Origin of the sequence: Planococcus sp. 107-1 (assembly GCF_021513255.1) — a bacterium.
GTDB lineage: Bacteria > Bacillota > Bacilli > Bacillales_A > Planococcaceae > Planococcus.
The window spans coordinates 1233680-1257464 of record NZ_CP090977.1; the positions used below are offsets into that span (position 1 = coordinate 1233680).

General features: G+C 44.8%; 24 protein-coding genes, 2 pseudogenes and 1 riboswitch. Of the genes and pseudogenes, 19 read left to right on the forward strand and 7 right to left on the reverse strand.

The annotated features are described in order from the left end of the window. Window positions 1-10: 10 nt before the first annotated feature. Complete coding sequence (locus L0M13_RS06600; RefSeq protein ID WP_235198808.1) at window positions 11-997, reverse strand: DMT family transporter; 987 nt, start codon at window positions 995-997, stop codon at window positions 11-13. A 193-nt stretch (window positions 998-1190) separates the two neighbouring features. Then, window positions 1191-2102: a 1,4-dihydroxy-2-naphthoate polyprenyltransferase gene (locus L0M13_RS06605; protein WP_235198809.1), complete on the reverse strand. Its 912-nt coding sequence runs from the start codon at window positions 2100-2102 to the stop codon at window positions 1191-1193. Between the two features lie 171 nt (window positions 2103-2273). Between L0M13_RS06605 and L0M13_RS06610 the strand changes: the two genes are divergently transcribed. The 10 genes and pseudogenes from L0M13_RS06610 (at window position 2274) to L0M13_RS06655 (ending at window position 11266) form a co-directional block, all read left to right on the forward strand. Continuing rightward, entirely contained in the window at window positions 2274-3659 is a 1386-nt protein-coding gene (locus L0M13_RS06610) for an isochorismate synthase (RefSeq protein WP_235198810.1), read from the forward strand. Next, window positions 3652-5352 (forward strand): 2-succinyl-5-enolpyruvyl-6-hydroxy-3-cyclohexene-1-carboxylic-acid synthase, encoded by a 1701-nt coding sequence (gene menD / locus L0M13_RS06615; RefSeq protein WP_235198811.1) that lies wholly within the window; start codon window positions 3652-3654, stop codon window positions 5350-5352. Before L0M13_RS06610 ends, menD begins: the two co-directional genes overlap by 8 nt. Continuing rightward, the gene (gene menH / locus L0M13_RS06620) at window positions 5349-6176 is read left to right on the forward strand and encodes a 2-succinyl-6-hydroxy-2,4-cyclohexadiene-1-carboxylate synthase (protein ID WP_235198812.1); all 828 of its coding nucleotides are present in this window, start codon (window positions 5349-5351) and stop codon (window positions 6174-6176) included. Before menD ends, menH begins: the two co-directional genes overlap by 4 nt. Beyond that, a pseudogene (menB, locus tag L0M13_RS06625) lies at window positions 6173-6990 on the forward strand (1,4-dihydroxy-2-naphthoyl-CoA synthase). Before menH ends, menB begins: the two are co-directional and overlap by 4 nt. Window positions 6991-7122: 132 nt before the next feature. Beyond that, window positions 7123-8553 (forward strand): annotated as a pseudogene (locus tag L0M13_RS06630) (o-succinylbenzoate--CoA ligase). Further along, window positions 8544-9608, forward strand: coding sequence for an o-succinylbenzoate synthase (gene menC, locus L0M13_RS06635; RefSeq protein WP_235198813.1), 1065 nt, complete (start codon window positions 8544-8546; stop codon window positions 9606-9608). The pseudogene L0M13_RS06630 and the gene menC overlap by 10 nt, the downstream one beginning before the upstream one ends. Window positions 9609-9710: 102 nt before the next feature. After that, a complete protein-coding gene (locus tag L0M13_RS06640; RefSeq protein WP_235198814.1) occupies window positions 9711-9971 on the forward strand; it encodes a hypothetical protein in 261 nt (86 codons plus the stop codon). A gap of 31 nt (window positions 9972-10002) precedes the next feature. After that, window positions 10003-10731: an AAA family ATPase gene (locus tag L0M13_RS06645; RefSeq protein ID WP_235198815.1), complete on the forward strand. Its 729-nt coding sequence runs from the start codon at window positions 10003-10005 to the stop codon at window positions 10729-10731. Between the two features lie 11 nt (window positions 10732-10742). Beyond that, complete coding sequence (locus L0M13_RS06650; protein ID WP_235198816.1) at window positions 10743-11042, forward strand: YesK-like family protein; 300 nt, start codon at window positions 10743-10745, stop codon at window positions 11040-11042. Beyond that, entirely contained in the window at window positions 11039-11266 is a 228-nt protein-coding gene (locus L0M13_RS06655; protein ID WP_235198817.1) for a hypothetical protein, read from the forward strand. The genes L0M13_RS06650 and L0M13_RS06655 overlap by 4 nt, the downstream gene beginning before the upstream one ends. A gap of 33 nt (window positions 11267-11299) precedes the next feature. On the opposite strand, the gene L0M13_RS06660 is transcribed toward L0M13_RS06655, so the two are convergent. Further along, window positions 11300-12313, reverse strand: a complete 1014-nt coding sequence (locus tag L0M13_RS06660; protein ID WP_235198818.1) for a metal ABC transporter solute-binding protein, Zn/Mn family — start codon at window positions 12311-12313, stop codon at window positions 11300-11302. A gap of 89 nt (window positions 12314-12402) precedes the next feature. Beyond that, a complete protein-coding gene (yidD, locus tag L0M13_RS06665) occupies window positions 12403-12633 on the reverse strand; it encodes a membrane protein insertion efficiency factor YidD (RefSeq protein ID WP_235198819.1) in 231 nt (76 codons plus the stop codon). 109 nt (window positions 12634-12742) lie between these two features. Between yidD and L0M13_RS06670 the strand changes: the two genes are divergently transcribed. The 3 genes from L0M13_RS06670 (at window position 12743) to L0M13_RS06680 (ending at window position 14476) form a co-directional block, all read left to right on the forward strand. Beyond that, the gene (locus L0M13_RS06670) at window positions 12743-13189 is read left to right on the forward strand and encodes a Dps family protein (RefSeq protein WP_235198820.1); all 447 of its coding nucleotides are present in this window, start codon (window positions 12743-12745) and stop codon (window positions 13187-13189) included. A gap of 65 nt (window positions 13190-13254) precedes the next feature. Next, window positions 13255-13713 (forward strand): NUDIX domain-containing protein, encoded by a 459-nt coding sequence (locus tag L0M13_RS06675; RefSeq protein WP_260107738.1) that lies wholly within the window; start codon window positions 13255-13257, stop codon window positions 13711-13713. Continuing rightward, on the forward strand, window positions 13694-14476 hold the full coding sequence (locus L0M13_RS06680; RefSeq protein WP_235198822.1) for an alpha/beta hydrolase family protein: 783 nt from the start codon (window positions 13694-13696) through the stop codon (window positions 14474-14476). The genes L0M13_RS06675 and L0M13_RS06680 overlap by 20 nt, the downstream gene beginning before the upstream one ends. Before the next feature lie 105 nt (window positions 14477-14581). Here the strand turns inward: L0M13_RS06680 and pckA are convergent, their stop codons facing one another. Next, window positions 14582-16174: a phosphoenolpyruvate carboxykinase (ATP) gene (gene pckA / locus L0M13_RS06685; RefSeq protein ID WP_235198823.1), complete on the reverse strand. Its 1593-nt coding sequence runs from the start codon at window positions 16172-16174 to the stop codon at window positions 14582-14584. 238 nt (window positions 16175-16412) lie between these two features. Beyond that, window positions 16413-16526: riboswitch (SAM riboswitch) on the forward strand. Between the two features lie 200 nt (window positions 16527-16726). On the opposite strand from pckA, the gene metK reads away from it, so the two are divergent. Beyond that, a complete protein-coding gene (gene metK / locus L0M13_RS06690; RefSeq protein WP_235198824.1) occupies window positions 16727-17923 on the forward strand; it encodes a methionine adenosyltransferase in 1197 nt (398 codons plus the stop codon). A 46-nt stretch (window positions 17924-17969) separates the two neighbouring features. Here the strand turns inward: metK and L0M13_RS06695 are convergent, their stop codons facing one another. After that, a complete protein-coding gene (locus tag L0M13_RS06695) occupies window positions 17970-18479 on the reverse strand; it encodes a gamma carbonic anhydrase (protein WP_235198825.1) in 510 nt (169 codons plus the stop codon). Window positions 18480-18582: 103 nt separating this feature from the next. Here L0M13_RS06695 and L0M13_RS06700 point away from each other — a divergent pair, with 103 nt between their 5' ends. The 3 genes from L0M13_RS06700 to L0M13_RS06710 all read left to right on the forward strand — a co-directional run bounded on the left by L0M13_RS06700 (window position 18583) and on the right by L0M13_RS06710 (window position 21788). Then, the gene (locus tag L0M13_RS06700) at window positions 18583-19386 is read left to right on the forward strand and encodes an alpha/beta hydrolase (RefSeq protein WP_235198826.1); all 804 of its coding nucleotides are present in this window, start codon (window positions 18583-18585) and stop codon (window positions 19384-19386) included. Window positions 19387-19408: 22 nt separating this feature from the next. After that, window positions 19409-20422 carry an LLM class flavin-dependent oxidoreductase gene (locus L0M13_RS06705; RefSeq protein ID WP_235198827.1) on the forward strand — a complete coding sequence of 338 codons (1014 nt, stop codon included), beginning with the start codon at window positions 19409-19411 and terminating at the stop codon, window positions 20420-20422. Between the two features lie 388 nt (window positions 20423-20810). After that, the gene (locus tag L0M13_RS06710) at window positions 20811-21788 is read left to right on the forward strand and encodes a ZinT family metal-binding protein (RefSeq protein WP_235198828.1); all 978 of its coding nucleotides are present in this window, start codon (window positions 20811-20813) and stop codon (window positions 21786-21788) included. Between the two features lie 70 nt (window positions 21789-21858). Here L0M13_RS06710 and L0M13_RS06715 read toward each other — a convergent pair whose 3' ends face one another. Further along, window positions 21859-22836 carry a TRM11 family SAM-dependent methyltransferase gene (locus tag L0M13_RS06715; RefSeq protein ID WP_235198829.1) on the reverse strand — a complete coding sequence of 326 codons (978 nt, stop codon included), beginning with the start codon at window positions 22834-22836 and terminating at the stop codon, window positions 21859-21861. 152 nt (window positions 22837-22988) lie between these two features. Here L0M13_RS06715 and L0M13_RS06720 point away from each other — a divergent pair, with 152 nt between their 5' ends. After that, window positions 22989-23282, forward strand: coding sequence for a hypothetical protein (locus L0M13_RS06720; protein WP_235198830.1), 294 nt, complete (start codon window positions 22989-22991; stop codon window positions 23280-23282). Window positions 23283-23337: 55 nt separating this feature from the next. Next, complete coding sequence (locus tag L0M13_RS06725; protein WP_235198831.1) at window positions 23338-23781, forward strand: ASCH domain-containing protein; 444 nt, start codon at window positions 23338-23340, stop codon at window positions 23779-23781. Window positions 23782-23785 lie beyond the last annotated feature (4 nt).

Genomic DNA, 23785 nt, shown 5'->3' on the forward strand with positions numbered 1-23785 from the left:
GCTGCTTATTTTAAAGCGGCTGCTTTTTGGTTAAAATCTCTATGTTTGTGTTCCGGGTTGATTTGATTGCAGAGAGCTGGCTATGGATAATCATGCCAGCCATGACGATGGCAATGCCAACCCAGGAAAGTGGTGTAGGCAAAGCGATCGATAAGATAAGAATTTCGCCAAATAACGCAAAAAGCACTTCTAGTGACTGTGTCGCTTCTACTGCCGCTAGTTTTTTCATATCTTTTCGAACCAAATCGGTAGCTTTAAAAAACAGAACTGTAGCTATGACACCAGAACTCACTGCTACTATTAGCGATTGCAAGCTTTGGTTTATACTTGGGGGTCCTTCAGTTGCTAGTGCGAAGAAAGATAACACCAACCAAAAAGGAAGACTTGCTAAAGTCATTCCAAGAACGCGCTGGTAAGCGTCTAGCTGGTCATTGCAAAGCGCCATCATTTTCCGGTTGCCCAATGGGAAGGCGAAGGAGGCGACTAAAACGGGCAAAAATCCCATTAAAAACGTTTGAAGAGGGATTTCTTGTGCATGTTCTAGTTGCATGATAATAACTCCTAGCAAAATAAGAAAAGAAAAAGCTAATCCTTTATAAGGAATTTTTTCTCTCAATTGGATTTGGCCTTTTGCTGTTTGTATTGTATAGAAAAAAAGAGGGGCAAGCAATGAGCCCGAAATGATCGTTATCTGCCAAGTTCCAGCAATAAGCCAGCCGGGTGAATAGGCTGCGGCAAAGCATAATGGCGCATAGAAAAGTACGAACCCGATAAAACTCCATAGCAGCCAGCTCATGGGGGCCTTTCTCATTTGCTTAAAGAGAGGAATTAAGTTTCTGCGTGCCAGTACTATCACTAAAAGAAATGGGATCATAAAGATGTAGCGTAAAGATGCGCTCCAGAGCCAGCTTCCACCTGTTGCTTCCATACTGGCATTGAAAACGAATGTGAAAGCGAAAAAGAAGGCAGCGATTACTCCGATTATTATTGGTCTCATTGGTTCACCTCACTTTAGCTATATATAAATTTATTCTAATATATCGTTTTTGAAAATTTCGGTCAACAAGGTCAAGTAACAAAAAGGGCCTTTCCAATAAGTTGAGTGAAAACTTGTTGGAAAGCCCCATGGCTTCTAATAAAACTTAATTATTGATTTTGTCACTGCAGCGCTGAATAGATCCGGTGCTGTTTTAAAGAAGATGATGAATAAGAAGCCCAATGCCCAGCAAGAAGGCGAATAAGGTATTTGTAATGCCTGTCGCTTTCATTGCAGGCATGACTTCTAATGGTTTTGTGTAGCGTCTAAAAGTTTTTACTACATTAAACGCTTTAGGAGCGCTAAGGAATACTAAAAGGGTCCATGGCGTTAAATCATTGAAAATCGCTAATGCTAAGATCCATAGATAAGAAATGGCAAAGAACGATGCTAATATCGCGACTCCGGCTGGTCTGCCTGTCAGGATCACTAGAGTTTTACGGCCGCTTGCAGCGTCTCCGACCATATCACGGATATTATTGGTCATCATGATAGCTGCAACTAGTAAGGTGCTTGGTACAGCTAGCAATGAAGCTTCTACTGTTACAGACATCGTTTGGATATAGAACGCAATGATTACGATCAAATAGCCCATAACGACTCCAGAGAATAATTCACCAAATGGCGTGTAAGCGATTGGGTAAGGTCCGCCTGTATACAAATAGCCAATAGCCATTGCAGCACCGCCTACCACAAGCAGCCACCAGCTGGTTTGAGCGCAAATCCAAATGCCGATGACAGCAGCGATTAAATAGAGAAACAAGGCAAGTGATAAAACAGTTTTTGGTTTAACACCGTTTCGGACAATGGCACCGCCGATACCGACCGATTTTTCATTATCCAATCCTCGAGCAAAATCATAATACTCATTGAACATATTGGTTGCTGCCTGGATCAATAAACTCGCAATGAGCATAGCCAGAAATAATCCCCAATGGATATCCGTATAGTTGATGGCAATCATGGTGCCTAAAAAAACGGGAGCAAACGATGCGGTTAAAGTATGGGGACGGGTTAATTGCCACCATACGCGCCAGCCGCTGTCTGCCTGAATGGAATGTGTCATGTTGTGTACCTCTCCTTTAATTCTTTCCACCCTTTATTGTACTTCAAATTCAGGCTAAATACAGCATATGGTGTGCTGAAATTAGAAGAAAAGAGTATGATAGAGGGTAGAGATTTAAAAAGTGAACTTTCACGTATATAGTGTACTTAAATGAAAAACGGAGGTAATTTGATGAATTCACAGCAGTATTCATCGCCGGAAAATTTTACGGATACGCGCTACTTAGCCTATCGATTTTATACGGAAACGATTGAAGTATCCAGAATGTCGGCTTTGGCTTTTTTTGAAGCAGGCGAGCAGCAGTTTAAAGGAAGACGGATGTTTTGGCAAAATCGTGAAAAGACGTTCACCTGGGTTGGTCTTGGCCACGCACATGTGATCACAGCACATAGCCCTCATGGACGTTTTGAGCATGTTAAAAAAGAATGGCAGACTTTGTGCAAGCAAATTGTCAATGAAGAACGGGAAGTTCAGCCGATTCTATTCGGTGGTTTCTCTTTTGATCCGTTAAATGAGAAACAGAGTGTATGGACAAAATTTCCAGAAGCTTATTTTGCAGTACCAACTTTTCAATTGATTATTAAAGGCGAAAGAGCATTTGTAAGCATTCATTTAATTACAAAGGAAAAAGAAACGTTTGCTGCATTTGATGCTTTGCGCAAAGAGCGGGATCGGTTAATTCATGCAGCTCAAGTATCAGAACTCAAAAAATACCGTAAACCGCTAGTCGTTAAGCGGACAGAACTTAAGAAAAAAGAATACCTGGATTCGATTAAAAAAGTGACCGCTGTTATTAAAGCGCAACAGGCGGAAAAAGTAGTAATTGCTCGAGCCTTAAAGCTGAATTTTGATCAGCCCTTGGAACCGGCGGCGGCTCTTTACCAAGTTTCAGAAGAACAGCCGGAAAGCTTTCTATTTGGAATGGAAGCAGAAAATCAGTTTTTCTTTGGGGCGACCCCGGAACGATTGGTTAAAGTGCAAGATCGGCAAGCACTGTCTACTTGTTTAGCTGGGTCGACTCCACGCGGCAAGACTGTGGAAATCGATACAGCACTTGGAAATGAATTATTGAATGATAAGAAAAACCGTTCGGAGCATCAATTTGTCGTGAAGATGATCAGCCAAGTATTTAATGCACATAGTTCGAAGATGTTTGTGCCAAAAATGCCGAAATTGATGAAAATACGGGATATCCAACACCTTTATACGCCGGTTGAAGGAGAGTTGAAAGAAGGGTCCAATTTGTTGGATCTTGTGCAAGATTTACATCCGACACCTGCTCTTGGCGGCGAACCGAAACAGGAAGCGATGAGTTTGATTCGCCAGTATGAAACGATGAGCCGCGGCTATTATGCTGCCCCTGTCGGCTGGATTGATGCAAATGGCGATGGTGAATTTGCTGTCGCTATACGTTCCGCTTTGCTTGATGGAAAAGAAGCTTATTTATATGCAGGAGGGGGAATTGTTGAAGATTCTCACCCTGAAGCAGAATATGACGAAACATGGGTTAAATTTAGACCGATGCTCCGTGTCCTTGGAGGTCAAATGAGTGACTAATCGCAAATCGTTAACAGAATATGTATCAGCTTTTACCCACTCTCTCGTACATTTGGGAGTGGAAAATGTGGTCATCAGTCCAGGTTCGCGTTCCACACCGCTTGCCTATGCCTGCATGAAGCAAGAGGGATTGACGGTTTATCGCCAAATCGATGAACGTTCCGCTGCTTATTTTGCTTTAGGGCTGGCGAAAGCATCCGGCAATCCAGTCATGCTGCTCTGTACATCTGGAACGGCAGCAGCCAATTATTTCCCAGCGATTGTAGAAGCGTATTATGCGCGTGTTCCTTTACTCGTAGTGACAGCTGACCGGCCACATGAATTGCGTGAAGTGGGTGCGCCTCAAGCGATCAATCAAATCAACCTTTTTGGTTCTCATGTGAAATGGTCGGCAGATTTGCCGATGCCGGAGCCGGAAAATCAATTGAGTTTCCTATCCCGGCATTTGCATCGGTCGATTGCGACTGCCAAAACTGCGCCGAAGGGTCCTGTGCATTTGAATGTGCCTTTCCGTGAGCCGCTGCGGATCGATTTTGAACAAAGCTACGAAAGTTCTGGAGAAATGATGCATTTTACAGGAGATTTTGTGTTAACTAATGAAACAAAATCTTTTCTGCAGGATTTATTGGCTAAAGAACGGGGATTATTGGTAGTCGGTGAAATGACGGAACGGATGCCCATAGAATTCTGGGAGTTTGCTCGGAAATTAAATTGGCCGATTCTAGCGGATCCTTTATCCAATCTCCGTTCAGGGGTGAAAGAAGAGCTTCAGCATTTAATTATTGATTCGTATGATGCGCTATTGAAAAATGGTGAGTTTAAGGAAGCGATGGCGCCTGATGCAGTGATTCGGATTGGACCTCAGCCGGTTTCGAAGCCGTTGACTTTGTTCTTGGCCAGCGTTAAGCCGGAAACTTATGCTGTTTTCGATGAAAGTCCGATGATGCGTGATGCACAGTCCGTTGTGACGCATCATATCCAAGCGCCTCCAAAAGAATTATGGAAGCTTGAAATAGAGACAAAGCAGCATAATGCATTTACTGAGAAATGGCGGACAGCTTCTGCGTTGTACTGGGAAATTCTCGAGCAGCATTGCCAAGATGAAATGGATGAAGGCGTTCTTGCTAAAGTGCTGTTCGAAGAATTGGACGCTTGCGATTTGATCGTCGGCAGCAGTATGCCAATTCGGGATGTGGACACGTTCTTCCATACGAACGGACGGCAAGCCATGTTGTATGCAAATCGGGGAGCGAATGGAATCGACGGTGTCGTTTCTACTGCATTCGGCGTACAGGCGGCTTCCAAACGCCCTGCTTATTTATTAATCGGTGATTTGTCGTTCTTGCATGATATGAATGGATTGATCGCTTCTAAAATGCAGGAAACGGATTTAACAGTGGTTGTGATGAATAATGACGGCGGCGGAATTTTTTCTTATTTGCCGCAATCGGAAGAAGAGCGGCATTTTGAAGCGCTGTTCGGTACACCGACCGGCTTGAAATTTGAAGATGCGGCGCGCATGTACGATGCGGAATATGCTGCCGTTGAAACGAAAGAGCAATTGATCGAGGCTTTGCGTCTACCGAAAGAAAAACAAGTCAGAATCATTGAAGTCTTTACCGATAGACAGCAAAATGTCCGCAGCCACCGGAAACTATGGGATCGATTCAACGAGGAGCTGGCAAAGCAATGACTGTGAAAGTTAACGGCTTGGATTACCATGTAGAAATTTGGAATGATGACAAATCTCCGACGATCGTTTTTTTACATGGATTTACTGGCAGTACTAAAACATGGCAAAGAATAGCCGGTTCGCTGTCCGACTACAAAGTGGTCTTGGTCGATCTCCTCGGCCACGGCAAAACGGCTGTGCCGGAAGATGCCTCCCGCTACGTCATGGAACTTCAAGTGCGTGACTTGCATGATTTATTTTCTGAGCTCGGCTTTACGGAATTTGTCCTTGCGGGCTATTCAATGGGCGGCCGAACTGCTCTAGCTTATGCTATTGCCCATCCGGAACGCTTGCAGGGACTTATCCTGGAAAGTGCATCGCCGGGGCTTAAAACCGCAGCTGAGCAGGTAGAACGCCAGCAACGCGACAGTGAACTTGCCTTAACGATTTTAGCAAATGGAATCCAGTCTTTTGTTGATAAGTGGGAAAACATCCCGCTTTTTGACAGCCAGAAAAAATTGCCGTTTGAAATTAGAGATGAAATAAAGCAAGAGCGCCTAAGCCAGCAGCCGCAAGGGCTCGCAAACAGCTTAATCGGCATGGGAACAGGCTCGCAGCCTTCTTATTGGAACCATTTAAAAGACATCCATGTTCCGGTATTGCTGATAACAGGCAGCATGGATTTGAAATTCGAGGCTATTGCCGGTGAGATGAAAACGGCTTTTTTACAGGTGCAGCACCAAATAGTCGAAGCAGGACATGCAATTCATGTGGAAAAACCGGCTGAGTTTGCTACAATAGTAGATGAGTATTTGAGATTGAACATCCAAGGAGGAAAATCATGACACGCGAATGGGTAACAGAACGTACATATGAAGACATCAAATATGAGACGTATAACGGCATTGCCAAAATTACCATCAACCGTCCGGAAGTGCGCAATGCATTCCGTCCGAAAACAGTCCATGAAATGATCGATGCATTTTCACGTGCACGCGATGATTCAAAAGTAGGCGTAATCGTCTTAACAGGTGAAGGCGAAAAAGCATTCTGCTCAGGAGGAGACCAAAGCGTCCGCGGCACGGGGGCTATGTAGGAGAAGATGAAATTCCACGTTTGAACGTATTGGACCTTCAACGTCTAATCCGTGTAATTCCAAAACCGGTAGTAGCGATGGTTGCAGGATATGCAATTGGCGGCGGACATGTCTTGCACGTAGTCTGCGATTTGACGATTGCAGCTGACAATGCACGTTTCGGCCAGACAGGACCACGCGTCGGTTCTTTTGACGCTGGATACGGTTCAGGCTATTTAGCACGTATCATCGGCCATAAGAAAGCGCGTGAAATTTGGTACCTATGCCGTCAATACGACGCGCAAGAAGCACTTGATATGGGCTTAGTCAACACGGTAGTGCCATATGAGCAGCTTGAAGATGAAACGGTTAAATGGTGCGAGGAAATGCTCGAAATGAGCCCGACAGCCCTTCGTTTTGTAAAAGCGGCAATGAACGCAGACACAGATGGCCTTGCTGGACTTCAGCAAATGGCGGGAGACGCTACATTGCTTTACTACACAACAGACGAAGCGAAAGAAGGACGCGATGCGTTTAAAGAAAAACGCAAACCGGATTTCGGCCAATTCCCACGTTTCCCTTGATCAATGAATAATCGAAAGCTGTCCTCTTAGGGGGACAGCTTTTTTTAGAAAATAAAATGCTGTAAAAACTGGAATTGCGTATTCGATAGCTAGACGCGCATTTGCGCTTTTCTGAAAAGGAAGGGTTTTATAATGACTTATCCAAACTGGCTGACTCAACGCAGCCACTTAAGCGGCAGTCGAATGGCGCTGTCTTTCCAAGATCAACAATGGACATTCACCGAAATCAATAGTTTAGCGCTGGAATATGCTGGGAAATTAGCTAGTCTAGGCATCCAGCCAGATTCCCGTCGCCATTCTCGCCAAGTCAAATCCGGATTTCATTTTTATCATGTATGGCTGCCTGCACCTTGGCTGTGAAATGGTCATGCTGAATGAACGATTGGCTCCGGCAGAACTCGCTTATCAAATTGATGATTCAGCAGCGGATTTTGTATTGGCGGATGATCTCCTGAAAGATAAAGTAGAAGAACGGAATCCCGTCCTGTTCAGCCGGATTAAAGATGAGCGAGCTTCAGAAATCACGCAGGCGACAGAGTGGGAGCAAAGCCGCACGATTTCCATTATGTATACTTCCGGAACAACCGGCCATCCGAAAGGCGTCCGGCAGACGGCTGAAAATCATTTTTCAAGCGCTGTTTCTTCAGCGCTGAACATCGGAGTTGCACCAGAAGATGTCTGGCTTTGTTCAGTGCCCTTGTTTCATATCAGTGGATTTTCAATTTTGATGCGTTCGCTGATTTACGGCATGGGCGTCCGGCTGTATGAGAAGTTTGATGCGGAGCATACTGCAAGGGAAATTTGCGAAGGTTCAGTCACGCATGTGTCGCTTGTGGGCGTGATGTTGGAACGTGTACTCAGCAACGTAGAAGAAGCTGGAATGAAAGCATCTCCGCGGTTTAAAGCGATTCTTGCAGGCGGCGGCCAGTTCCTGTTGCTTACATGAAACGGGCTGACAAGTTGGAGATTCCTGTTCTCCAGACATATGGGATGACGGAGACTTCGTCACAAACGACGACGCTGCAGCCGGCAGATGCGGAACGCAAAATCGGTTCTTCCGGCAAGCCTTTGTTTTTGTACCAAGTGAAAATAGAAGGAACCGATAAAGCCGGTGAAAAAGGAGAGATTCTCATTCATGGGCCCCAAGTGACGCCAGGATATATCGGCCGATTCTCGGATCGGCAAGTTCAGCCAGACGGCTGGCTGCATACGGGAGATATCGGCTACTTGGATGACGAAGGTTTTCTATTTGTCGTAGACCGCCGTTCGGACTTGATCGTATCTGGCGGTGAGAATGTCTATCCTGCGGAAATCGAGAAAGTGCTGCTTGCGCATCCGGCTGTACGGGAAGCCGGTGTCTGCGGTGCGGTACATGAGAAATGGGGAGAAGTGCCGGTCGCTTTTGTGGTCTTGAATAAACCGGTTGAAGCCGAAGAATTGCTTACGTATTGCAAACAGCAAATCGCTTCCTATAAAGTGCCGAAGCAATTGACCTTTGTGGATGCCTTGCCGCGAAACGCTTCGAATAAACTCTTGAGAAGAGAGCTGAAAGCATGGACGTGACTATTTCCGAAATCCTTTTGACGCCGATCAAGCAGCCTCTGAAGCTGCCTTTCAAAACCTCCCTGCAGCATGTAAAAGAGCGGGAAGCGATTTTAGTGACAGTGATTTCAAATGAAGGGTTAAAAGGCTACGGAGAATGCGTGGCCTTCTCAACGCCTTGGTATACGGAAGAAACGATAACCGGTTGCCGATTTGTGATAGAAAATGTACTTATCCCTTTATTAAACGGTGAAACGCTCGATGGCCCCGAGGAAGTCACGGGGCGATTTAGCCAGGTGAAAGGCAATCACATGGCAAAAGCGGCAATCGAAATGGCGGTGTGGGACCTTTTTGCGAAGAAGAGAAAGTCGCCGCTTTGGCAAATGGTCGGCGGCAGCGGAGAAGCAGTCGAGGCAGGTGTCGTTGTGGCTGCAGATGAAGCTGAAATTGCTGGTCGTGTAGAGGCGGCAGTTGCTAAAGGGTATAGCCGCATCAAAATAAAAATTAATCCTGCAACAAATAAGGAATTGCTGAAAAACATCGTTTCAAGCTATCCCGACACCCTGTTTTTTGCAGATGCGAATGGCGCGTTCGATGAAACAAATTTCAATCAGCTTAAACAGTTCGACTCGATTGGACTTGCGTTGATCGAACAGCCTTTTGGGGAACAAGAGTGGCAGCTGCATGCACGAGCTAAACGGGAAATGAAGACAGCCATCTGTTTGGACGAAAGCATCAAGAGTTTTGAAGATGTGGAACGGATGATTTTTGAACAGGCTGGAGATATTATCGTCTTGAAAATGGGCAGACTTGGCGGCTGGAGCGAAACATTGCGCATCGTGGAGATATGCCAGAAGCATTCGATTGGAATGTGGGTCGGCGGCATGATCGAGTTCGGTGTATCGAAAGCTCACAACTTAGCCTTGGCATCTCTTCCTGGTATCACTTTGCCGGGCGATTTTTCGGATTCGGGGCATTTCTGGGAACGGGACATCATCGTTCCTGAAATAAAAGTCGCGGATGGGAACATTGAACTGAGCAAAAAGCATGGCATTGGCTATGATATACAATTGTAAAAGAAAGTTTGGGTTGATGAGTCAATCCAAGCTTTTTCTTTATAGAATGGAACTAATCCCTTTTTGATACGTATATACATATAACAGAAAGGGGCCAGAGAGATGAGTTTTTGGAAGATGTTTTTCGCAATTTTATTCACCCGATTAGTTGCGGACCTTACTTATTTGAGGCTGGCTTTTTTTGAATATGACTTGAATCTATTTGCCGGTGAATATTCCTTCGTCTCATTATTGAAGTTTTTTATCGAGTTGGGCCTATTCGGTGTGCTGTTTATCGGAACCTACTATTTGTTGGACTATATCCCAAAAAGGCGCATGCGCACCAGATATGAAGCTGCCGAACAGGAACGGAACCGAAATTAAATAAATCATAGACCTATAAGGAAGTGAAAAAATGTTCCTAAAAAGAATCACGCTGCTGAAAGAAGAAGTGGAAGATACATCGCAATATCCTTTTACGATTCCATCGATCAAAGAACTCGAACAATTGGAACTGACGAGTCCGATCACTTTTTTTGTTGGAGAGAACGGTTCTGGCAAATCTACATTGCTGGAAGCCATTGCTGATAAATGCGATTTCAATACGGCCGGGGGAGGGCGAAATAATATATATGATGTCCATGCTTCCCAGTCGGTGCTGGGGGATTATATCCGCTTATCTTGGCTGCCGAAGATAGGGAATGGCTTTTTCATGCGCGCTGAATCTTTTTATCATTTTGCAACGCATATCGATGAAATGGCTAAAGAAGAAATGATTCCTTACCGGGCGTATGGCGGGAAATCTTTGCACGAACAGTCCCACGGAGAATCGTTTCTATCTTTATTCTTAAACCGTTTCAGCGGTGAAGCGATTTATCTGCTGGATGAGCCGGAGGCGGCGCTTTCACCGCAGCGGCAGTTGATGTTTTTAAGGATTTTGCATGAATTGACGCAAGATGAAGAATGCCAATTCATCATCGCTACCCATTCGCCGATCTTGCTCGGGTTCCCTGGAGCTCAGATTCTCAGTTTCGACCATGGTTCGATACGAGAAGTACAATACGAAGAAACGGATCATTACCGAATTACCAAATCATTCTTGGACCACCGGGAGCGGTTTTTAAAAGAGATAATGGAGGACTAGGAGGTGCGTAGATGGAAGGGTATGGATTTCTCCTATTTCTTGTTCTTGCTATAGCAATAGTGTTAGCCCTGTCAGGTATAGGTTTGAAAAAAATCCTGCCGCCTGAAAAAGCGGTTCAAACGATTGCTATGAGTTTTGCCTCTTTGCTGCTGGCGAGTATTGCGGTAGTCATTATCAGTCTATTTATTGGCGGATGGGAAGGGATGGGCTATGGCATCCTCGGAATATGTGCCTTGATTGGCACGGTTGTGGGCAGTTTCATGTATGCTGGCCTATCTTATTTTATCGATAGGAGGAAATCGAAAAAATGAAAAAGTATTTGGTCTTTATCGTCACCTTTATTTTGTTGCTTACGGTGGCGCAAATCGGTTCAGGATTGATACTTACTTCACTATATGTTCCGGATATGGCAAATGCCGCTCAAACAGGGAATGAGCCGGCAGTTTTTGGATGGCCACCGCTAGTTTCATTCGCTGGAATGGTATTGACGGCGACACTCGCATTCGGCATCACACAAAAACTCATTAAAACATAGGAAAAGAAGGACTCCATTTGGAATCCTTCTTTTTTATTGCAAGGCTGTCTTTAATGTTTCAAGATTCTTTTCCATCAAGGTGAAATAAGTTTCTTCGTCGTTAATGTTTTCTTGGGTGAGGACGCCGAGATTGTTCATTTCAAGCGCTTCTGCACCGACTTCTTTCTGAATCACTTCGGTTAGATTCGATGAAACGTTCTGCTCGAAAATGATGTGTTTGATGTTTTTCTCTTTTGCTAAATCCACAATTTCCGTGAGTTCTTTCTGGGATGGTTCGTCTTGGCTGTTCAAACCGGCGATAGCGACTTGCTCCAACCCGTAAGGCTCAGCCATATAGCCGAATGCTGCATGGGAAACGAAGAAGGTTTTATTGTCCGCTTGTTCTGCCAGTTCGGCAAATGAGCGGTCCAATTCTTCCAGCTCGATTAGCAATTCAGCATAATTGCTTTCAAAGATTTCCGAGTTTTCCGGATCTGCCTCTGCCAAGGAATCTTTGATGGATTCCGCTAATTTCTGGCTAAGCACAGGGGAGATCCAGACATGGGGGTCAGTTGAGCCATGGTCATGGCCCTCGTGAGACTCTTCATCGCGGGCTTCTTCATCATGCGCTTCTTCATCGTGAGACTCGTCATCATGAGCATCGCCTTCATGATGTTCTTCATGGCTAGTCGCTGCCACCAATTCCTCATCAGTGATCGCATCAGCGGTTGCAACAAACTCGACGTTTTCATTCTTTAGCGTTTTTTGTGCACTGTCGATAAATCCTTCAAGGCCAAGTCCGACGTAAAACATCAAATCCGCTTCAGCAAGTGCAATCATGTCTTGCTGGGTCGGTTCAAAACTATGTTCATTGGATCCTGCCGGATAGATGGACTCAACAGTAACGGCTTCGCCGCCAATCCGTTCTGTAAAGTAAGTGAGCGGATAGACGGTTGTATAGACATGGAGCTTCGCGTCGTCTTCCGGTTCAGATGTTGTACCGGTTGTCGAGTCGCCGCAAGCAGCGAGTAGTAGAATAAGGATCAGTAACGGAATAAGTTTCTTCATAAATTTCCTCCAAAATGTAACGGTTACGTTTTATTTACTTAGAGAATATTACACGATGCATTTTCAAAACACAAGAAAAACCACCAAAATTATTTTTTTGGTGGCCATTCTTCTGGAACAAAATCGATTCCGCCTTTATTGAAAGGGTGGCAGCTTAAGATCCGGCGTACGGCTAGATAGCCGCCTTTTATCGCCCCATGTTTTTCAACAGCTTCGATTCCGTAATGCGAGCAGGTCGGGTAGAAGCGGCAGCTTGGCGGCGACAACGGGGAAATGAAACGCTGATAAAAGCGGAAAATTTTAATAAGGATCGTTTTCATTGTAGAGTCATCTTCTTTCAAGAGAAAGTTTCGTTATGTTTATTGTAGGCAGGTTAGAGGTATAAATAAAGTATAAGAGCTTATCAAATACAAATGGAGAGTGATTTTAATGTCAGCAGAATTAAACCACGAATTAAACGTACAAGTCGCAACTTGGTCAGTAGCCTATACGAAATTACATAATTTCCACTGGTATGTAAAAGGGCCATCATTCTTTACACTGCATGTGAAGTTTGAAGAATTATACAATGAAGCAACGCTTCATATGGATGAAATCGCAGAACGTTTGCTTGCACTCGGCGGAAAGCCGGTTGCTACGATGAAGGAACAATTGGAACTTTCAGTTGTTGATGAAGCGACAAGCAAAGAAACTGCAGAAGAAATGGTTGATATTATCGTCAGCGACTACGATAAAATTATGAAATCATTGAAAAAAGGAATGGAACTTGCGGCTGCAGACGGCGATGATATGACGGAAGATATGTTAAACGCGATTCACCAGAACTTAGAGAAGCATTCTTGGATGCTTTCTGCATTCTTAGGAGAAAAGAAGTAAAATAGAAGGACTCGGCGTACACTTTAACGAGTGTGCGCTTTTTTGATGGCAGTGAGGTGAATTAGATGATTTATACCGATTTAAACGGCTTTCGCTGTGAACTTTCCTTTGTTCCCGGCTCCTTCGATGTTCCGAGCCGTCATGTCTTAGTTATTGCAAAGTATCAGGGGAAGTGGCTGATGACGGACCATCCAAAGCGTGGAATCGAATTTCCGGGCGGAAAGGTAGAGGCTGGCGAAAGTTTAAAGGCAGCAGCAGCTAGGGAAGTATATGAAGAAACGGGCGGGGTAGCTGAGAAACTGGAATGGTTTGCAGAATACGTCGTTTACGGTCAGCCTTCTTTCTGCAAAACGGTTTTTATTGCCGAAGTGGAACGAATCGATTCCGTGAAATTGATGGAAACAAAAGGCGCCGTATTAAAAGAGGGATTAGAAGTAACAGAAGATTTTAGTTTCCTCATGAAAGACCAGGGAATGCTGAAAATCATGGAGAAGGTGAAAGAGCTTGGAAAATGGGAAAATTGAATCGGCGAAACTTTACCCTTCGCCTAATCCACGGGTAAAGTTGACGGAAATTGTGTATTGGTCTGATGGCCTTAAAGTGAAAGGGCTGCTCGCTGAGCCGAAAAAAGGAAAAAGTACGAGTGGTATCCTCTATTTAAGAGGAGGCATTCAATCGATCGGGATGGTACGCCCTGCACGCATTGCGCAATTTGCCGCTTACGGATTTACGGTTTTTGCACCTTACTACAGAGGGAACCGCGGCGGGGAAGGACGCGATGAATTCGCAGGGGCTGACCGCTGGGATGCTGTCCATGCAGTGGAAGTGCTAAAGCAGAAATGTTCAGGACCAGTTCACCTGCTGGCATTTTCACGCGGCGGCATCATGGCACTTTGGACAGCGGTATTGCGTGATGATATTGCTTCAGTCGTAACATGGGCCGGAGTGACGGATACAGTGCTGACGTATAAAGAACGCCCTGATATGCGGCGCATGATGAAGCGCTTGTATGGCGGCACTCCAAACACCGCTTTGACTGCCTTCGAAGAGCGGAATCCGCTGCTGCGGATCGAGGAAGCACATATGCCATTCTTAATTATTCATGGCTTGCAAGATGAGAATGTCTTTCCTGCGCAGGCGTATTTATTGGAAGAGGCATTGAAGATGAATGAACAAGCGCATGAAACCTGGTATTTCCCGGAATACACGCATTTCTTCCCGCCGGCAGCGAACCGGAAAGTGGCGAAAGCGCTGACTGTCTGGATGAAAGAGCAGGAAAAAAGCTAGCGCAGCGATGCAAATTGATCTGCTTTTTTATTCATACTAATAAAAATACTTTTGAATAAAAAAGAAGCTCTCCTGTCAAAAGGAGAGCTTCTTTGCTTTTAATACTTATGAGATGGCAACCGGTCCGCCAAGTTGGCTGATGGCTGGATCTACTGTACCGAACTTTTTGAAGTTGTCTTGGAATTTAGATGAAAGTTCTTTAGCTTTTTGATCGTATGCGTCTTTATCTGTCCATGCATTGCGTGGATTCAAGACTTCAGTAGGCACGCCCGGAATTTCTTTTGGAATTTCCAAGCCAAAGATTGCTTCTTTTTCTGTATCGATATTGTGCAATTCGCCTTTCATCGCAGCGCGCACCATTGTACGGGTATAAGAAAGTTTCATACGGCTTCCGACACCGTATTCGCCGCCAGTCCAGCCTGTGTTTACCAAGAAGACTTCCACACCATGTTCGTCGATTTTCTCGCCCAGCATTTCTGCATACACAGTTGCGTGAAGCGGAAGGAACGGTGAACCGAAGCAAGTTGAGAAAGTGGCTTCAGGTGCTGTGATACCACGTTCTGTGCCCGCAAGTTTAGATGTATAGCCGCTTAAGAAGTGGTACATCGCTTGTTCTTTTGACAGTTTGCTGATTGGAGGCAAGACGCCAAATGCATCAGCCGTCAAGAACACGATAGTTTTAGGGTGTCCGCCTACAGACGGGTCTACAATATTATCGATTGCTTGAATCGGATAAGCTGCTCGTGTATTCTCAGTTAGGGAACCATTGTCATAATCAGGGATGCGCGTTTCCGGATCTACAACAACATTTTCAAGTACCGATCCGAAACGAATAGCGTCATAAATCTGCGGTTCGTTTTCACGCGATAAATTGATGGTCTTCGCATAGCAGCCGCCTTCGATATTGAAAACGCCGTTATCCGACCAGCCGTGCTCGTCGTCGCCGATCAATTTGCGGTCGCCGTCTGCTGACAAGGTTGTTTTTCCTGTACCTGATAATCCGAAGAACAAGGTAACATCGCCGTCTTTGCCGACGTTCGCTGAACAGTGCATTGGGAGAATCCCTTTTTCCGGCAAGATGTGGTTCATGATGGAGAAAATCGATTTCTTCATTTCGCCGGCGTATTCTGTTCCGCCGATCAAGATGATTTTCTTTTCCATCGATACAATGATGAAGGTTTCAGAATCTGTGCCATCAATAGCCGGATCTGCATGGAAGGTAGGCGCATAAACAACCGTAAATTCTGCTTCATGCGCTGCCAGCTCTTCTTTTGTCGGACGAATGAATAATTGATGCGCAAACAGGTTATGCCATGCATATTCATTGATGGTTTGAATCGCCAGGCGTGACTCATGGTCAGCTCCAGCAAAGCCTTTAAATACATATAGAGCATCTTTTTGCTTCAAGTGATCGATCACTTTGGCATAAAGGTTCTCGAAAATTTCCGAAGAAATCGGGCGGTTGACATTGCCCCAATCTATTTTGTCTCTCGAAATTGCCTCATCAACGATGTATTTATCTTTTGGCGAGCGGCCTGTATATTTGCCGGTTTCGGCTGCTACAGCGCCTTCTCTAGTTAATACCGCTTCCCCACGGGATGTTGCAGCTTCCACTAATTGTGGAACAGATAATTGAACGTGCACGTTTTGGCCATTTAAAAGATCCTTTAGGTCGTTTTTGATATTCACTGGATTCATTTATATGTACCTTCCTTTTCGGTTATTCCCATTGCGAATGGGGAGGATGTATATTCGAAGATTAGTATAACACATTGTGTTAAATAGTCTATACTAATAACAAAGGGAATCGAAAAAAACGTAAATAATGTGCTTTTTAAAGGCCAATAAAACCATTATATCTTTTATTGAAAGAGTTGGTCATTAAAAACGTTGACATCGCTAAGCACATTCCGTATGATGAAAAATTGAACGGATACTCTTATTCCGAGCTGGTGGAGGGGGCAGGCCCTATGAAACCCGGCAACCTGCTGCGAATATGCAGAGAAGGTGCCAAACCTGAAGCAAGGCACAAGGCCTTGGACGATAAGAGTGAAAGGTGCTACTGATGATTTCTCCTTTCCTCATGTATATGATGGAAGGGATTTTTTTATGAAATTTTGCCCTTAATCCTCGTGTACAAGAGCCACAACGGCTTAAAGTTCAATCCCTTTTGGGAACGGACTTGACATGGGAAACGAGTACCGTATCAATTTCGAGAGCAATCTCGCAGGATCTAAGGAGGAACACATTTTGACAAACCGTCGATTATTCACGTCAGAATCAGTAACAGAAGGACATCCGGATAAAATTTGCGATCAGATTTCAGACGCAATTTTGGATGCGATTTTAGCAGAAGACCCAAATGCACGCGTTGCATGCGAAACAACCGTAACTACAGGACTAGTTTTAGTAGCCGGTGAAATCACGACTTCTACGTATGTGGATATTCCGAAAGTAGTTCGTGAAACTGTTCGCGAAATTGGCTATACCCGTGCAAAATACGGTTTCGATTCTGAAACAAGTGCCGTTTTGACAGCGATTGATGAACAATCACCGGATATTGCTGCCGGAGTCAACGTAGCGCTTGAATCGCGTGAAGGCCAAATGACAGATAAAGAACTAGATGATATCGGAGCAGGAGACCAAGGTCTGATGTTTGGATATGCAACTAACGAAACAGAAGAATTCATGCCACTTCCGATTGCCTTAGCGCATAAATTGGCGCGCCGCCTTGCAGAAGTGCGGAAAGAAGAAATTCTTCCATACTTGCGCCCGGATGGCAAAACGCAAGTGACAATCGAATACGATGAAAACAATAAACCATTGCGTGTGGACACAATCGTTATTTCGACTCAGCATCATCCAGAAGTGACGCTTGAGCAAATCCAGCGCAATATTAAAGAATATGTCATCAACGAAGTGGTTCCTGCACACTTGATCGATGCAGAAACAAAATACTTCATCAATCCAACTGGCCGCTTTGTAATCGGTGGGCCACAAGGGGATGCGGGCCTTACTGGACGCAAAATCATCGTAGATACTTACGGTGGATATGCGCGCCACGGCGGCGGTGCTTTCTCAGGGAAAGACGCAACAAAAGTGGACCGTTCTGCAGCTTATGCAGCTCGCTACGTAGCGAAAAACATCGTCGCAGCGGGCCTTGCTGAACGTTGCGAAGTACAGCTAGCTTACGCAATCGGCGTAGCTCACCCGGTATCAATTGCAGTCGATACGTTTGGAACAGGCACTGTAGAAGAAAACAAATTGATCGAGCTTGTACGCGGAAACTTTGATTTGCGTCCAGCAGGGATCATCAAAATGTTGGATCTTCGCCGTCCAATCTACAAACAAACGGCAGCATATGGCCATTTCGGCCGCACGGATATTGATCTTCCGTGGGAGCGCACGGACAAAGCAGCAGCTTTGAAAGAGCAATCCGCTCAATAGAAACACATAAAAAGACGGCTGAGCAAATTTGCTCAGCCGTCTTTATTTATTGAAGCGATTTGTAGTATGCGCCTTTTTCAGCGTATTCCCGGACAATGCGCTGCATGTCTTCGATGTCTTCTTTGCGCAGCTCGCGCACCACTTTTGCGGGCCGTCCAAATGCCAGCATGCCAGGAGGGATGACTTTGCCTTGCGGAACGAGACTGCCGGCTCCGATGAATGCTCCTTCTCCGACTTCGGCCCCATCTAAGATGATGGAGCCCATTCCGATTAACGCACCTTTGCGAATTTTGCAGCTATGCAAGGTCACTTGATGGCCGATCGTGACTTCGTCTTCCAAAATCAGCGGGTTCCCTGGGCTTTGATGAAGCATGCATAGGTCTTGGATATTGGTTTTCTTGCCGATAATGGTAGGTGCGACATCGCCGCGGATGACGCTGTTGAACCAGACCGAAGAATCTTCACCGATAACGACATCGCCGGTAATCGTAGTATGGTCAGCGATAAAAGCTGAGGGGTGAATGGATGGATGTTTGTCTTTGAATGGGTAAATCATGGAAAACCTCCAGTAAAAAAGATAAGATAATACTAATCCTATCAAAATAAGCGTAAAGGTCAAATGGCGTTGCAGCCTGCGCAAGAGAAAGAGGTGGCTTGAAATGTGGAAATGGGAATCCATCGGACCGGCAAAAGCTGTAGTCGTCCTCATTCATAGTGCATATGAACATCATCTGCGATATGCTTGGCAAATCGATCATTGGCGTGGCGCGAATTTCCATGTCATCATGGGAGATTTGCCTGGGCATGGCGAAAATGCGGAAAAAGATACGGCGCATCGGGAACCGTTTGAAGACTACGAGAAATCCATAAAGACAGCGGTTAAAGTCGCGATGGAAAACGAATTGCCGGTATTTATCGTGGCTCACGGCTTAGGGGCGACTCTTGCGATGAGTGTGCTTTCCAAAAATAGAATGGATATCGCCGGAGTTGTTTTCACTTCGCCTTGGCTGCAATTGATCAAGACACCTTCTAAATTTTCGAATGCTTTGACCGGCTTTCATAAAGTGACTTCCCGAGTAAAGATCAATCACCATATTTCCATCGAAGAATTGACCAAGAACCAAGAAGTGATCGAGCAGGAAAAAGAGGATCCTTTCTACCGAACTGAAATTTCGGTAGGCTGGTATCATGAGCTTCAATCCTATTTAAAGCTGCTTGCCCAAAGCAAAGGGGTATTTCCGGACATTCCGGTATTTATCCATACAGGAGAACGGGATATGATCACGGATAAAGAAATAGCGAAACGCTGGCTCAAACAGCAAAACCTTAAGGAATTCAGCTACAAAGAATGGACAAATGCTTACCATGATTTATTCCAGGAGCCTGAACGCGAAGACATTTTTATTTCTTCGCACCTATTCATCAAAAATGTTTTGCGTTCTTTAGGATACATGGTGCAATAAGTTTTGTGAGAGAAGGGATGACATGGCTTTAGCCTTTAGTATATTAGATCAATCGCCGATTTCAGAAGGCCGTACACCCCAGGAAGCGCTGAAAGCAACAGCGAAGCTCGCACAAATGGCAGAGAAATGGGGCTATACGCGATTTTGGGTTTCCGAACACCATGATGCTACGACGCTCGCAGGTTCTTCACCGGAAATATTGATATCCCATTTGGGGGCAATGACAAATACAATTCGGCTTGGCTCAGGAGGGGTCATGCTGCCGCATTACTCTTCTTTTAAAGTGGCTGAGAACTTTAAGCTCCTTGAAACTTTATATCCGGGACGGATTGACGTCGGTGTTAGGCGGGCGCCGGGCGGAATGCCGCGGGCGAGCTATGCGCTGAATGAAGGACGGAAACGGGATGTAGACCGTTTTCCTGCTCAAATAGACGAATTGCGCATGTATTTGGAAGATCGGATTCCGGAAGACCATGCCTACTACGGCATGAAAGCGACGCCGGTAACAGATTCAGCACCGCCGGTTTGGGTGCTGGGTTCGAGCCAGAGTTCTGCGCAATTGGCTGCTGAAAAAGGCTTGCCTTATATGTTCGCGCAGTTTATCAATGGAGAAGGCGGCCAAAGTTTTGCCAAAACTTACCGCGACCGTTTCGAATCAATGGATGGATCAAAACCGTATCAAGGCGTAGCGATTTTCGTTGTATGCCAAGAAACGGAAGAGAAAGCGGAATGGGTGGCGTCTTCGATGGACTTATCACTTGCCATGGGCGCACAAGGAATGCCATCAAACGGCACGCCGCCGCCTGAGCGCGCCTTCAATTATCCGTATTCTAAATTCGAACGCCTGCTGGTGGAAGAAAACCGCAGACGGATGATTGTCGGGACACCTGAAAAAGTAGTCGGTGCTTTGGAAGAATTAGCAGAAGGCTATGGTGCGGATGAAGTTATGCTTGTGACCATCACGTATGATTTCGCCGACAAATTGGCTTCTTACCGATTAGTGGCAGAAGAAATGCAGAAACGGCAAAGCAATTAGATGATTTAATTTTGAAAAATTGAATCGGTTCTTAAGTCGAATAAACGTCCGTAAAATGTTCTCAACATTTGCGGATGTTTTTTTATTGCACGGGAATATAAAAAAAGGCTTGCAATTAGGACAAAATAAATATAATCTATAAAACGTAATGATTACAATTTATAAAATGCAATCAAAAGGAGCGGAAGGGAATATAGTGGATTGCAACTACTGGTACATTATATCTGGCTGAACTGAAATTTTTAATTGAGCCAAAAATTTTGATACATAGTAAAAGAAAAAATTTTGCAGTTTTTTAAAACGTAATGATTACGAATAAAAGAAGGACAATTGGATTTTGAAAGACTGTACATAAAGAAAAGACATTCAATTTCAGGAGGAATAGAAAATGAAGAAAATAGTAAAAGGACTCGGGTTATTCCTATTGGTTTTAGTATTAGCCGCATGCCAGTCAACTGATGAAACAAACACGGGCAGCGCCACTGAGCAGCAGGGTCATTCAGAAAGCGAAAAAACGGATCAGGAAGTGCCTGAAGGCGTATTGATTGAAGGGTTGGCAGCACATTATCATACAGGAGATGAAATCGAGCTGACAGCATTCTTAAAAGAAGAAGCTGAAGGCGGCCATTGGCACTGGTATAGCAGGGCTAGCAGCTCCGATGAATGGGAAATGGTTTCTGGACAGGAATCAGCCGATTTTACCGGAAAAGCAACGAATGAAATAGCAGAAATCAAAGCGGTCTTTTACGGCGAGGGCGAAGCGTCAGAAGTCCAGTCGGCACCTGCCGAAATTGCGATTGATGACCATCATGGCCATGATGAAGCCACAACTCAAATCTATGACGGTTATTTTGAAGACGAACAAGTAGCAGACCGGGAATTATCGGATTGGGAAGGGGATTGGCAATCTGTTTACCCTTATCTCGTTTCAGGAGATTTAGATGAAGTTTTTGCCCACAAAGCTGAAACTGGCGATATGACAGCGGAAGAATACAAAGAATACTATACGACTGGTTACATAACGGATGTCGACCGCGTTTTAATCAAGGACGGGAGTGTAACTTTTTTTGATGGGAAAGAGGAATATTCAGGAGAGTATGCCTCAGACGGCTATGAAATTTTGACGTATGAAAAAGGAAATCGCGGGGTCCGTTTTATTTTCAAAAAGACGGGAGGCTCCGAACAAGCACCTGCGTTTATCCAGTTTAGTGACCACAATATCTATCCGGTCAAATCTTCGCATTTCCATTTGTATTGGGGAGCGGACCGGAAAGAATTATTGGAGGAAGTTACGCACTGGCCAACGTATTATCCTTCAGACCTAGATGCAGAAGGGCTAGTACGTGATATGCTGGCGCATTATTAGTAGAGAAGAGCAAAAGCACCCGGAGAATATTCTCCGGGTGCTTTTTTCATTGTGTGAATCTGTTGATAGTTTAAGCTTCTTGCAGAACCTTGGTTCTTTCGCAAACAAGAATTTCCCGAAGAAACAAGCCTTTTTTCACCAAGCAGCGATCGGTGATCGAAAACCCGGCTTCATCGATCATGTAGTCGATCGGATCGATTGTCACAACAAGCAATTTTTCGGTGACAGGCAATGCATCTTTGAGAATCCCTTGTTGTTCGGCCTCGGTAGCATTCGTATAAAGGTTGTAAGGCATGTCGATGATGGCCACATCGTATTGCTGCTTAATATCGGCAATGGCTCCCAACTCGACAGCACCCGATAAACCGAAATGTTTAATATTTTCAAGTGAACCTTCGACAACAATAGGGTTGATGTCGCGACCGACAATATCAATGCCCATCGACAACGCTTCGACGAGTACAGTACCAATGCCGCAGCAAGGATCGATCGCTTTCACTCCGATTGGATCAGGTACGGCAATATTGGCAAGTGCACGCGCCACTTTTGTACTGAGTGCTGTCGAGTATTCACGCGGTTTTTGCTGATGCTTGAACCAGACAGACTCACTTTGCAAATAATGGCCGAAATACCACCGGCCGCCGAATAGGATCAACCCGAAAATGACGTCCGGATGATGGACATCCGCTTTTCCTTTGATGACAAATCCAATCTGCCGTTCGATGCTTCGTTTTTCCGTGTATTCGATTTGATCAGTCGATGAAAGGCCGTTCAGTTTCGGGAAAATGATTTTGAATGTAGAATTCTCCATATTTATAGATGCTGCTTGGTTGATGACATCTTCTAGTTTTGTTCCTTCAAACAGCAATTCAATCCGCTCTTTGATGAATGGGCTTCTGCTAGGCTCGATGGCCCTCTTGCTTTTAAGGATTTTCTCTTCTGTATCTTCTCCAAAAAAAGAACGCATCTCTAACAGGCATAGGTCTTTTTCATCTTGGTGATAGGCATATGTATAAATAAACTCGCCTGTTGGGGTTAAGTGTTTCAATCCATCCCGTCCTTCATTCTGATTATTAGGGTCTTATCAAACAGTATACCAATATCTGCGCTGCGGTGAGCTGCCGTTTCCATCTAATAAATGACGAGGGATGGAATATTCGGTTAAACTAAGATGTAATGATGGATAGCGGAGGTATGAGCATGACTGAAATGCAACGAATTACACAGCAAGAGGTTCTTGAAATGCCGGCATTTGAAAATCATGAAGCGGCGTTTCGTTTTTTCGAAGAAAAGTATGGAGAAAAAATCGTATTGGAAGAATCTTCGGATACAGGCGGTCGAACTTGTTATTTCTACCGATTGATTATTGATGAATCTGCATACATAGAAGGAATAACGGAAATGAATTCGACAGGGAATATAGCTCTCGGGTTTTTGAATAGCTACCAGCCCATTCGGATTTGGGAAGACGGCCGTGTAGAAATTGATGGCTAATGAAATAGCAATTGCGCCAACTTTAGGTGCCTACAAAGAAGAAAAGAGGATGGACATGAATTCACAAGCTCTGAAGTTTTGGAATGACTACTGGGAAAGCGAAAAACGGACTCCGGATACAGCAGCGGAAGCCTTCCAATTTGGAGCCGATGCAGATTGGCTGGCAAGTCTTGTGGTTGAAGGCAAGAAAACAGCAACGTGTTCCGCACGTGTTTTATATGAAATCGAAAACGAAGCGCTGCCTCAAGTGGGTCAATACAATATTGTCCTTGATGCAAAAGAAATGCCTGCCGCCATCATTCAAATTACGGAAGTATCTGTTTTGCCGATGAACGAAGTGCCGATCGACTTTGCTTTGGCAGAAGGCGAAGGGGATTATAGTTTTTGGTGGAATGCCCATGAACAGTTTTTTGCAGAGGAATTGAAAGCCCACAACCTAGCTTACTCTGATACGATGCTGTTGGTCTGTGAGCGGTTTAAAGTTGTGCATGTAAAGTGAATAG